The sequence below is a fragment of the Pedobacter indicus genome, from assembly GCF_003449035.1.
GTDB lineage: Bacteria > Bacteroidota > Bacteroidia > Sphingobacteriales > Sphingobacteriaceae > Albibacterium > Albibacterium indicum.
In genome coordinates this window covers 1,652,152-1,664,605 of the sequence record NZ_QRGB01000001.1, presented here as the reverse complement: position 1 = coordinate 1,664,605, position 12,454 = coordinate 1,652,152, and the positions used below count along the sequence as shown (strand labels likewise).

The following is a 12,454-nucleotide window of genomic DNA, read 5'->3' as shown; positions in this document are numbered from 1 at the left end:
CTAAAATTCGATCCGGTAACTTACATTAAAAATAGACGTGCTAGGCTCGTATGGTTCAATCGTTCGTGTTATGATGTTATATTTATGTTCTAAGTATTCTTTCGCACCAGTTGCATTAATACTTTTTATTGCGAATTCATGTGCCACTTTTTTTCGATTCATTTTATAGCTTAAAGAGAAATCACCAATAAACATCGGAGAAAATTGCTTCGAATACATCCTTGTTTCATCATATTGAACCTCTTTATCGGGATGCGCAAATGTAGCGGCTTCATCTACCGGAGTATAGCGTTTGCCACCCAGAATGCTAGCTTTCAGGTTTACGCTGAGCATATCCCGACCGAACATCCATTCTTTTCCAACAAGAGCATTGGTAATCCAATTTCTATTATAACGAGTGTTGTACCACCTCTCATCACCCGCCAGGTATTTCGAATCAAATAAAGATGCAGTCATCATGTAGTATAATCCTCTTGTAAGATATCTTGAAAAAGTTAAGTCAATCCCATAATTTCGCCCCTTTCCTTTATTAACTAAGCTCTCACTAATATAAAAATCCTTTCTATTAAGAATGGAATAACTGCCATCGTCTGTAACCGGCACATCAAATAACGCTTGATAATAAGGTTCTATTTTCAAGCTCATATTACCTGAAATACTATAAACATAAGAAAGCATAAGATGATGACTTTTCATTAAATCGAGATTTCGGTTGGGAAGATTCGCATCTTCATCTTTTACAAAATAAACGTCCGGCTTTTCCATCCGACTATGCAGGCCATAGGCTATTGCCACCGAATTTTTTGGATTTAATTGCCATTTAAAACTTGCTCGCGGCTCAATGGTCACATTACCGTTTAAAGAAAAATACTGTGCATTCAGTCCTGTGGAAAGCGTTAATACATCGTTAATATTGAATAATGAGTTCGTATATCCTGAGATTAAGTTCGCGCTTTCCGTAGAGCTCAATAGATTTTCAAGAGGCTGTTCGAATATTGGTGTAAAATCCAAGTTCATGTCATAACGGATATTCGTAAATGTAATTCCTGTTTTATTACTATGCTTTGCGTTAAATTTATGATTCAGCACGCTATTAAACACCAGATTTGTGGTATTTGCATACAGTTCACTTTTTGGACTTCTCTCCTCATCTAAATTATAAAATTCTTCTTCGATCTCGTTACCTTGATGTATTGCGGCAAGCGTTGTGTTTACAGAAGTTTTCTTGTTATCGAAGAAATAACGATGGGACAAGCCTAGCGAACCTGACTTTTGTTTAGCTGCCGAAAGAATTCCGTCATCCAGATACTTTCGTTCTTCATCCTCGTCGAGTATAGGATCAGCTTCATCCATGAAACCCACGCCCCACAACGAAAAAGTACCGATTTTACTTGTCGGAAAATTAAATTTGAAATTTAAATCTTGATAGGCTAGCAGACCGCCCATATCTTCTTTATCTTGAAACTTCCCGATTAGGCCCGTTGTTGAATATCGATAGTTAATAATATAGGACGAATTGTTTTCTCGGCTAATAGGCCCCTCAGAAGCTAAATCTATTCCTAAAACGCCCAGCTGAAACGTATGTTGATGTCGTTGACTATTTCCATTCCGCAATTGCATATCAAAAACACCAGAAATAGAATTATTATATTCGGCCGGGAACGCACCAATAAAGAAATCTGAATTACCAAGTACATTGCTGCTTAATGCAGATAGAAGCCCGCCTCCCAAAACGTCAATATCAGCAAAATGATTCGGATTAGGAATCTCTATGCCTTCCACACGCCACTGCAAAAGGCTTGGCGCATTTCCACGGATTGAAATCCCGTTATTCGATACGTGAGGTGTTGCCACACCGGCATAGGAACTGACCAAACGAGCTGGATCATCCATTCCTCCTGCAAACCTATTCGCTTCTTCCACGCTAAACATTTGAGCACCCACAAGTGCCATGGGGTTCAGCGATTGCTCTTTGTTAATTTTGGGGGTAACCACAACCGATTCTAAAGCTATGTATTTTTCATGAAGTGCTATTTCCAGGTTTAACTCTCTGCCTGTACCCACCAAGACTTCTTTAATAACAGCCGTTTCATAACCTGCACCACTTGCCCGAACGGTGTGCCGACCAATAGGCACTTCATGTAATACAAATTGACCATGCTCATCGGTCGAGGTATCCAACTGTTTGTTATCCAAATAGATCGAAATTGCAGGTAATGGTTCGCCCGAAACTTTATCTTTTACCATACCATGCACCGTCTGCGTAAGCTGAGGCCGACTTTGAGCGACAACAACAACTGGTAAAAGAAATAAAATAAAAATGATAATCTCTAACCTTCTCATAGTTAACATCTTTTGAATAATGATGATATGAAAGTAGAAAGACTATCATTTCAATTTTCGTTTATTAGACGGAATGGGCTAGTTCATAGACGAACCAGCCTATCAAAAATACGAACTATTCTTCTTCGCCTTTGTTTTTTGCCGCCATCAATAGGGAGTAGGCTCCTTTATTTACAATGGGTTTATCGACTAGATCTTCATAGTTGACAATTTCAACTTTTCCGTCATTTGAACTGCCTGTAGTTACTTCTTTCATTCGAAAAGAGGTAGACTCGATCCATTCAAAGATGTAGCTTTTATTTTCGAATGAGACAATGGCATCATTCGGCAGGGTGTAAACATTTTTGTTCTCGATATGAATAAGTGCATTTACATACAGACCAGGTACCAGAGGGACAATCTGAGGGTTCTTTACGCGAGCAATCACTAGCGCACTTCCGTCTTCGTTAATGATCATTCCTGTTGATATAATTTCGGCTTGGATCTTTTTATCAGACTCTTGGTTTGTGTGGGCTTCGATGGTTTGTCCGACCCTCACTGATGACCAGTCCTTTTCGAAAACCTGAAGTCGTAAGAGCATTGATTGCGGATTGATCAGTTCAACCAATACATCAGACGGAGAAACGTATTTACCTTTGTTAACCATTACATCACTAATCACACCATTGAATGGTGCGACAATATTGATCCCTCGTCTGATATTAGCGGGCGTTAGCTGCGATGGGGAAATATTGATCAGGCGCAGTTTCTCTTCCAATCCTCTTTTAGTGGCTAACAGAGACAGGTATTCCGTTTCTGCTTGCTCCACCGCCTTGTCACTCACCGACTTGCTTGCATTCAGCTCTTTTTGACGGTTAAAATCGGCTTCTGCACTGGTTAACTCAGCCTTTGTCGTAAGATAATCTTGTTGTACTTGAATAAATTGGTTGTCTTCTACGGTTAATATAGCTTCCCCTTTCCGCACCGCTTGCCCTGGAAGCACATTGACTGATTTGATATGGCCGCCTAAAGCACTTGAGAGAGAAACCCGATTATCCGGATCTACTTCGACAGTTCCGTTTAATCGTAGTACACCAGAAATATTAACTTTTTCAAGCGATACTGAATCAATCGATGCATTCTCTAACTGTTCTGACGTCAATCGGACAATATTATCTATGGCTGGTGTCTCTGAGCTCTCCTTTCCTTGTTCAGCCGTGTCACGATCATTTTGACAGCCAAAAAAGATTGTTATAAATAGAATAATTGCAATATTTTTCATTGTTCGTTTTATTTAGAATATAGAAGATAATTAAGATTGATAATAGCTTGGTTAAGCGCATGTAATGCATCAAAATAGTCAGATTGGATAGCGATAGCTTGATTGTTCAGCATGATCCATTCTATGTAATCAATTTCTCCTTCGGAGAATTGACGCTTCGCAGTTTGGATAATTAATTCCGCATTCGGAAGTTGATCATCATGATACCTTTGAATAGTTTCCGCGCGGCTTTCGTACTCTAAAAGCGCTTGTTGGTATTTGCTTGTCAGTTCGGCCTGTTTCTGCGTATAGTCGTTCTCAGCGATAAGCTGTTTTTGTTTACTAGCCGCGACAGCCGCTTTGCGCCCTCTATTGAAAATCGGGATTCCAATTCCCACTTCAATTGCAGTGTAATGCCGTGAATCTAATTCAGCCATGCTTTGCAGAGAATAACCAGCCAAAAGGTTCGGCAGAAATTCTGATTTTTTCCAACGTGTTTCATGTTCCGCTGTTTGTATCTTCTGTTTATATAATTCAACTTCAGGGTGCTCATTTATCTGACCAGCTGTATGAGCTCCTTCTGTTAAAGTACTGAAGGCCTCTCCTTCTGGAATATATTTTTTCTCAGTATTTAATAATAACTGAAAACGGAGAAGAGCTAAATCATGTTCATTTCTCAATTCTTCTAATTGAATAGCAATCTGGGATCGCTGTACCTCGGCAGAGGCTTTTTCCATCATATTAGAGGCTCCCATATCAAATCGTTTGGTAGCCTTATCGAGGAAAAGTTTAAATATGCTGTCGGTTTTCGTTAACAGCTGCTCTCTTTCATTAAGGACCAGTAGGTGGTAAAATACTTCGGAAACATGCCTCTCTATTTCAGCTTCGGCGAGCTTTTCATTGATAACAGCCTCCTCCCATTGACTGTTCAATACATCCTTTTTACGCCGATAAACAGTCGGGAAAGAGATTGTCTGAGAAACCCCTATCTTATAATCTTTCCTCCATGAATTCAAACGCCCATATTCCCCATTAACCGAGGCTTGCGGAATATCTGAACTACTCCTTATCAGTTTCTGCTGGTACTGGGACAAAAGCTTGCTATTTTTCGTTAAATAGCTGTTTTTAACAGCGGTGTCTATGGCTTGGTCAATTAAAATACCTTGCTGCGAAAAAGCAGGTAACGATGACAACATAAAGAGCATTGCGATCAATACTTTCATAGTCTTTCTTTTAGTCCTGAGTTTTAGTTTAGGGATCTTTTCAAAAAGGATGTAAAGGATAGGCAAGACAAAAAGTGTCAGCAAGGTTGCCAACAACAGCCCTCCGATTACAACGGTAGCCAGTGGGCGCTGAACTTCAGCACCTGAACCTGTACTGATGGCCATCGGTAAAAAACCTAACGACGCAACACACGCGGTCATTAATACGGGTCGTAAACGAGTCCTCGCACCGATGAGTACAATTCGTGTTGTGTTTTTAAGACCATGGCTTTTTAGTCTGTTAAATTCCGCAATTAATACAATACCATTTAAAACAGCCACACCGAACAAAGCGATAAAGCCAACGCCGGCACTGATACTAAAAGGCAACCCTCTCAAAGCCAAAAAGTAAATACCTCCGATCGCTGACAAAGGAATGGCTGTGTAGATAAGTAAACTATGTTTGATGGACCCAAATGCGAAAAACAATAATAGAAATATCAGTACCAATGAGACAGGTACAGCGACTCCCAAGCGTGCTTTTGCTTGATTCAGATTTTCAAATGTTCCACCATATGTCGTATAATATCCAGCTGGTAGATTAATCTCAACTGCAACCTTTTCTTGAAGCTCTTCGACGATGCTTTCAACATCCCTGCCTCTGACGTTAAACCCAACAACGATTCTTCTTTTGGCATCTTCACGTTGTATCTGATTTGGACTATTTTTCAGTTCAACCTCTGCTAGTTGGCTCAAGGGAATCTGGATACCACTTGGTGCAGGTATCAGAATACTGCGGATATCTTCTATATTTCTCCGTTTAGAAGTATCTAAACGCACAACCAAGTCAAATCTGCGCTCTCCTTCGAATACCATTCCCGTACTTTGACCAGCGAAAGCCATATTTACAACCCGATTGATGTCTGAAATATCCAGTTGATATCTTGCAACGGCATTACGGTCGAAATCAATCACTACTTGTGGCATACCACTGATGGGTTCGATGTAAAGATCTTGTGCGCCCTCAACAGTCTGCACTACGCCCCCTAGTTTTTGTGCGTAATAGGCCAAGCTATCCAAATCTTCTCCAAATATTTTGACAACAATATCTTGACGAGCACCTGTCATCAATTCATTGAAGCGCATTTGCACCGGAAATTGAAAGCCCGTTGTAATTCCCGGAATATCTTGAATAGAACGACTCATCTTTTCAGAAAGTTCGGGAAAGGTAGTTGCCGAAGTCCATTCACTTTTTGGCTTTAGAACAATGATCATATCTCCTGCATCCATGGGCATAGGCTCCGTAGGTATTTCACCACTTCCTATTTTGGTGACGACCTTTTCAACTTCCGGAAACTGATCCTTCAGAATCCGAGCCGCCTTGTTGGTGTACTCGATTGTGGTATTGATATTACTTCCTGGTAAAATCCTTGTTTCAACTGCAAAGTCGCCTTCCTCTAATGATGGAATAAATTCACCTCCCATCCTTGAAAGTGTGAAAATCGCCCCAATAAACAACACGAGAATTATCCCGATGATAGCCTTCGGCACACCCAATGCTTTGATTAAGCATCTTTTATAGAAAACCTCGATCCGTGACATTACCCGATCTGACCGATTGGGTTTTAATTTCTTCTTTCTGCTTAAGAATAGTGCACTCATCATCGGTATATATGTCAATGAAAGGATGAATGCCCCGATCAATGCAAACCCAACGGTCTGAGCCATCGGTTTAAACATTTTACCTTCGATACCACTCAACGTCAGAATAGGGAGGTAAACAATTAGGATGATAATTTGTCCAAAAACAGCACTATTTGCCATGCGTGAGGCTGAGGAAATAACTTGCTTGTCCATCTCATCCCGACGAAGTATATTATTCAGTCCGTATTTTTTGTTGTGGGTCAGTTGGTGCATAACTGCTTCAACAATAATCACTGCACCATCTACAATCAACCCGAAATCTAATGCTCCCAGACTCATTAAATTGCCGCCGACTCCAAATATATTCATCATGATAACTGCAAACAGCATTGACAATGGGATCACAGAAGCCACTAAAAAACCAGCGCGCACATTACCTAAAAATAAAACCAGAATAAAAACGACGATCAACGCACCTTCGATTAGATTGGTTTTAACGGTCGAAATTGTATTATGAACCATTTTACTGCGGTCCAAGAAAGGCTCAATGATTACGCCTTCGGGCAGTGTTTTCTGTATCTCCGCCACCTTAGCTTTAACTTCTTTAATGACCTCATTGCTATTTGCACCTTTTAGCATCATGACAATCGCCCCTGACACCTCCCCTTCATCATTATAGGTCATCGCTCCGTATCTGGTGGCATGGCCAATATTAACTTTGGCCACATCGCGAATGAACACCGGAGACCGGCTATCAGCAGACTTAATCGAAATATTTTCGATATCCTCTACACTTCCGATAAGCCCCTCACTACGAATAAATAAAACGGTAGGTCCTTTCTCAATATATGCACCTCCGGTATTTTCGTTATTCTTTGCTAGAGCATCGAATACATCATCTAATGTCAGATGGTAAGCCTGTAGTTGCTGAGGATCAATCGCGATTTCATATTGCTTTAGTTTTCCACCGAAGCTGCTCACGTCAGCAACCCCTTTAACTCCAAGCAACTGCCTTCTTACAATCCAATCCTGAATGGTCCGAAGTTCGGTCTCGTCATACTTATGCTCGTAACCTTTTTTTGGCCGCACCACGTATTGATAAATTTCTCCTAAGCCTGTAGAGATCGGCCCAAGTTCAGGACTGCCGATTCCTTCGGGTATTTGGCTTTGTACCTGTGCCAACCTTTCGGCGACCTGTTGCCGAGCCCAATAAATGTCTGTCTTGTCGTCAAAAACTATCGTTACCAGCGATAGGCCAAATCGGGAAAAACTTCGAATTTCTTCAATTCCTGGGATATTGCTATTTGCTTGCTCAATAGGAAATGTAATTAAGCGTTCAATATCCAAGGCTCCGAAAGACGATGCAACTGTTATAACCTGTACCTGATTATTCGTGATATCTGGTTGTGCATCTATAGGTAATCTCGTAGCTTCAAAGCTACCGTATATGATAAGGGCTAATGTAAACAGCCCAATGATGAGTTTATTCCTTACGGAAAACTCAATGATCTTATTAAGCATAAAAATTCTGTTAATCGATAAATTAATTAAGGGTTAGAGTCGATTAACAGAATTGCGGCGGCTGCCAAATTTTATTTAAATGAGAATTTGGAAAATAAGCAGTATAGTATGGAAATATTTTTAAAATAATTGAGCTATCAATTATACTAGACAATTCAACGCGACTTTCAGGAGATAAGATTGGTATGTTCAACGTTTCAACACCTTTCATAAAAGGAAGTTTCATGTCTGTTTCCCAATCTTCATCCATTTCATGCCCCCCATAATGATGAACCAAATAATTCCAGAACGTCATATCGTCTTCTTCATTGGTATGATCTATGAAATGAGCAACCAGTATCGGTAACTTTAGGAATTGACCGAACTCTGTAGTCACACAGGCATAAATTGATAAAAGAAATATGACTAGTATTCTCTTCACGGCAGCTAAAATAGTTCTTTTTCGGGAAACAGTCTTAGTTTAATGTAAAAAGGTTATTATTAATTAACCTCATGAAGAATAGTAAGAATTTACTGTATCTTTAAATATTAAATGGATATCACCAAAAGATTTAACCGGGTCATTGCTATTTATTTTCAACTTCAGGCCAAACCATTGGTCAGAGCACAAGACCTTGCAGACCAGTTTGAAGTAAGCAAGAGAACGATTTATCGTGATATCCGTTCTCTCGAACAAGCAGGAATACCTATTTATGGAGAAGCTGGATCTGGCTACGCATTGGTCGAGGGCTATAAGATAGCATTACCTCGCTTCACAAATGAAGAGATCATAACGCTTGCTGCCGCAGAACAGCTCATGAAAAAGTTTGTAGACCCTGACCTATCCAAACATTTTGCGTCAGCAATTAATAAAATTAAAGCCTACTTACGATCTCATGAAAAGATGAATATAACAGAGCTGGAAGAAAACATAGCGATGAGTGTATTGGAAAACCGCTTCAATAAAAACGTACCGTCAGCTCTATCATATCTTTTCGATGGTGTCGCGCGGAAAAAGCTTATTAATATGGAATACCAAAGTGGTAGCTCTACCGAACCAACATCACGTACAATTGAGCCGGTTGGTGCGTTTCATGAGGGGGCATACTGGTATTTTATGGCGTATTGCCATCTCCGAAAAGATTATAGGCAATTTCGAATAGACCGGATTCATAAGATACATTTGACTGACGAGCCTTTCACGAAAAAACATAAACGTCTCTCCTATTACCTAAAAAAAGATGAAAACGTTCCCACTACAAAAATACGCCTGGCAATCTCTCGTGATTTTGCCAGATACCTGCAGTGGGAACGTAATTATTATGGCTTCGTAGCTGAAGAAACTAGGGGAGAAGAGGTCATCATGACATTTGAATCAAAAAACATCGAGCAAGAATTTCCTCGTTGGTATCTCATGTTTGCTGATCGGGCAAGAATATTGGAACCTGAGTCGTTGAAGAAAAAAGTAAGCGAGCTGCTTAGTAAAATCAAGGTCTAAAAATAAATCTTCCGCTTCCAAATAATATGAAAGCAGAAGATCTAAAAATAAAACGGTATTATTATTTGCTATTGACGTTCCCAAAAGAAAGGAGGCTCAATGCCCAGTGCACGTAGATAAACAAAACCTTGACCCCGATGATGGATTTCATTATCGACAAAATAGAGCAGATTACTATAAATCGGGAAATTATATTCACCAAACAGATTATGCGTTTCGTGGAAATCTTCCTCAGGGATTTGATTGTACAGTTCTCTAATTTTGGGTGTATCAGCATCCCATTGTGCCAATAATTCAGCTTTCGTATTTAAATTCAGTTTATGGTCGTAGGGCTTATCGGCTCTTTCAACGATTCCGCGCAGACCAGGCTCAGCAATGGATAAAAGCTCTTTCACCAGATCAGCAAAAGTTCGCATACCACCAATAGAGAATTCAAAAAGTTCTTTCTCTGGAAATTTCTCTATGGTTCTGCGGGTCAATGCACGATGTCCTAACCAATGCTCTAAAAACTCTTCTTTTGTTAAAATTACGGTCGTTTTCATAAGGTTCTAATATTTTAAGATAAAAACTACGTTTGTCCGGATCAAACTTATTGCTTTGTATAACACAAAGATACAAGCTGCTATGACAGCAGTTTGTCAGCAGGATTTAGAAATAAAAAATAATCTAACAGCTGAAAATTATTAATCCTCGAAACGATAAATCAACCCAATTGACAGCCATGATGTCTCTTGAGGAAAGTTTTTATTGGTCAGGTTCAAACTGCCACCAGTTTGGGCCTCAATTTTAAGGAATTCCAGTCCTCCCCGAATGGTTAATGCCGGTTCAAAAAGTAAATTGCTTCTGTTATCTTTCAGATATTCTTGTTGATTTCCCACTGCGTCTTGATCATCATTCTGTGTCATTAAATCTCCTCGGATACCTGAGTAATTAATCATACCCGTCCGCAAAGATATCGCAGCTTCAAAGTATTTCGACTTAAAGCCAAATGCAGGCTGCAATGCCAAGCTGAGTATATTGGCTTTGATTTCACCGTCTGTTCCCGGATAGTCTTGTATAGATTGTGGGAACCGGTTGACCATATTTCCATAGCCAAGTAAACCATAGGTTTCAAATACAAATTTATTAGAAACTTCGGTAAAATACCCTCCACCCGCTTCAAAATGCCCACCGCTACCATTAGAAGAATTATCTTCGGAGCCCTCGTTAAAAAACAGACTTCCCCCTCCAATCAATCCCCAATTCGAATTTAGGGCATAAGCCGCTCGCAAACTAGCGCCATCTACTGAGTTCGCCCCCACGTAATTGCCCGCCACGGTAAATTCTTCTTCCTCTGTGAGTAAAGGAACATGCTGTGATGAAGGTGCATAGTAAACCGGACTACAGGCAGGTAACGCCAGTACCAAGACAGAAAAAAACAATAGCCTTTTCATATTTAGCGCTTATTGGTTAACTTCTATCACTAAATTAGCGAAAAAAACACTAATCAAGAAACGGAGTTTCGCTGCAAACTACTGAAGGCTCACGTCAGCCAACCATTCCTCGTATAAGATCTCGAGTTCTTTTACACGCTGAGGAAATTGCTGAGCCAGGTTTTTTGTTTCTGCTAGATCTTCATTGATATTTACGAGAAAGAAGCCTCTTTCATCTAGTTCTTTATCCTCGGCAAATACAGGATATCTTAATAATTTCCAATCACCCATCCGTACAGCCCATTGTGGCTTTTCTTTGGAGCCACCTTGACGCCAGAAAAACACATCATGCTTTGTTGGCTCATTTTTGTCAGCAATAATCGAAACTAAGCTTTTCCCGTCCAAACGACGCGCTGGTAGATGAATCCCGCATAGTTCTGCTAAGGTAGGATACCAATCTATATTTGCAGAAAATTGATCTCGCACTTGATTAGCTTCAATCCCTCTCGGCCATGTTATTATCGCCGGAACTCGAGTACCACCTTCGAATAAACTGAATTTTGAACCGCGTAATACTCCTGCTGATCCACCTCCCCCGAAGCCTCTCTCTTCTTCAGAAAAACCATGATCTGACTGAAAGACGATGATTGTATTCTCATAAAGCCCTAACTCTTTTAGGTGATTCACTACTTCTCCAATTTTCTCATCCATCGTTGAAACAAAAGCCGCGTATTTATCCCTTGGTGACTCCAGCCCTTTATCACTATAATAGTCTAACCACTTTTTCTCCCCTTGTAATGGGTAATGAGGCATGTTGATAGCGAAATAAATAAAGAAAGGGTTATCCTTATTTTTATCTATAAAGGTATTGGTTTCACGAATCATTAAATCGGGAAAATAAGTTCCATCTTCATATACTTCTTTTCCGTTGCACCACAAATCATGTCTATTCGGACCATCCCAATAAAAGAAATGCGAATAATTGTCAATACAACCGCCCATAAAGCCATAAGAATAGTCGAAACCCTGTGCATTGGGCATCGTTTCAGGCGTATAACCTACATGCCATTTGCCAATGTGAGCAGTCTTATAACCTGCATCTCGGAAGAATTCCCCAATCGTATATTGCTCTGTTGGCATGCCCTCTACCCCTTTATGAGAAGAAGCATTTCCCGCTAGTCCTGCCCGCTGCGGATAGCGACCGGTCAACAATGACGCACGAGAAGGTGAACAAACCGGGGACGCTGCATAGAATTGCGTAAATCGGACACCATCCGCTGCTAGACTATCCAAAACAGGTGTATAAAGATCTTTCCCACCAAAAGAGTTGATGTCAGTCCAGCCCTGGTCATCAGAATAAATAACAATTACATTAGGGCGTACCTCGTTAGTTTGAGCATGTAAATTGTGAAGCCCTAAAAAACCGATGAAGAGAGTAAGGAGTTTGTTTGGAAATCTCATCTTGACGACGTTCATTTCTCAAACTTAATAATTTTTGCTTAAGAGATATTTATTTAATCATTGTTTTCTTACCCAATTGAGCCAACAAAATACCACTAAGAACAACCGCTAATGCAATACCGGCGCATCTAATGTATATGGCAAAGTAGGCCAA

Annotated in this window: 8 protein-coding genes; 1 reads left to right on the top strand and 7 read right to left on the bottom strand. The window is 40.2% G+C overall.

The features are described 5' to 3' along the window. The 4 genes from D3P12_RS07475 to D3P12_RS07460 form a co-directional block, all read right to left on the bottom strand. Complete coding sequence (locus D3P12_RS07475; RefSeq protein WP_118194389.1) at positions 1–2,343, bottom strand: TonB-dependent receptor; 2,343 nt, start codon at positions 2,341–2,343, stop codon at positions 1–3. A gap of 115 nt (positions 2,344–2,458) precedes the next feature. Further along, positions 2,459–3,604 (bottom strand): efflux RND transporter periplasmic adaptor subunit, encoded by a 1,146-nt coding sequence (locus D3P12_RS07470; protein ID WP_118194388.1) that lies wholly within the window; start codon positions 3,602–3,604, stop codon positions 2,459–2,461. An 8-nt stretch (positions 3,605–3,612) separates the two neighbouring features. Further along, positions 3,613–7,950 (bottom strand): CusA/CzcA family heavy metal efflux RND transporter, encoded by a 4,338-nt coding sequence (locus tag D3P12_RS07465; protein ID WP_118194387.1) that lies wholly within the window; start codon positions 7,948–7,950, stop codon positions 3,613–3,615. Positions 7,951–7,993: 43 nt separating this feature from the next. Continuing rightward, positions 7,994–8,326, bottom strand: coding sequence for a hypothetical protein (locus tag D3P12_RS07460; RefSeq protein ID WP_118194386.1), 333 nt, complete (start codon positions 8,324–8,326; stop codon positions 7,994–7,996). 156 nt (positions 8,327–8,482) lie between these two features. Between D3P12_RS07460 and D3P12_RS07455 the strand changes: the two genes are divergently transcribed. After that, positions 8,483–9,427 carry a helix-turn-helix transcriptional regulator gene (locus D3P12_RS07455; protein WP_118194385.1) on the top strand — a complete coding sequence of 315 codons (945 nt, stop codon included), beginning with the start codon at positions 8,483–8,485 and terminating at the stop codon, positions 9,425–9,427. A 68-nt stretch (positions 9,428–9,495) separates the two neighbouring features. Here the strand turns inward: D3P12_RS07455 and D3P12_RS07450 are convergent, their stop codons facing one another. From D3P12_RS07450 to D3P12_RS07440, 3 genes are all read right to left on the bottom strand, one after another. Next, positions 9,496–9,969 carry a DinB family protein gene (locus D3P12_RS07450; RefSeq protein ID WP_118194384.1) on the bottom strand — a complete coding sequence of 158 codons (474 nt, stop codon included), beginning with the start codon at positions 9,967–9,969 and terminating at the stop codon, positions 9,496–9,498. A 141-nt stretch (positions 9,970–10,110) separates the two neighbouring features. Then, positions 10,111–10,860 (bottom strand): hypothetical protein, encoded by a 750-nt coding sequence (locus tag D3P12_RS07445; RefSeq protein ID WP_118194383.1) that lies wholly within the window; start codon positions 10,858–10,860, stop codon positions 10,111–10,113. 78 nt (positions 10,861–10,938) lie between these two features. Beyond that, positions 10,939–12,300, bottom strand: a complete 1,362-nt coding sequence (locus tag D3P12_RS07440) for a sulfatase family protein (protein ID WP_118194382.1) — start codon at positions 12,298–12,300, stop codon at positions 10,939–10,941. Between the last annotated feature and the right edge of the window lie 154 nt (positions 12,301–12,454).

Bases quoted from the DNA above. Each gene is read 5' to 3' on its own strand.
- D3P12_RS07475 (WP_118194389.1), bottom strand. From the start codon at position 2,343: ATGAGAAGGTTAGAGATTATCATTTTTATTTTATTTCTTTTACCAGTT.
- D3P12_RS07470 (WP_118194388.1), bottom strand. From the start codon at position 3,604: ATGAAAAATATTGCAATTATTCTATTTATAACAATCTTTTTTGGCTGT.
- D3P12_RS07465 (WP_118194387.1), bottom strand. From the start codon at position 7,950: ATGCTTAATAAGATCATTGAGTTTTCCGTAAGGAATAAACTCATCATT.
- D3P12_RS07455 (WP_118194385.1), top strand. From the start codon at position 8,483: ATGGATATCACCAAAAGATTTAACCGGGTCATTGCTATTTATTTTCAA.
- D3P12_RS07450 (WP_118194384.1), bottom strand. From the start codon at position 9,969: ATGAAAACGACCGTAATTTTAACAAAAGAAGAGTTTTTAGAGCATTGG.
- D3P12_RS07445 (WP_118194383.1), bottom strand. From the start codon at position 10,860: ATGAAAAGGCTATTGTTTTTTTCTGTCTTGGTACTGGCGTTACCTGCC.
- D3P12_RS07440 (WP_118194382.1), bottom strand. From the start codon at position 12,300: ATGAGATTTCCAAACAAACTCCTTACTCTCTTCATCGGTTTTTTAGGG.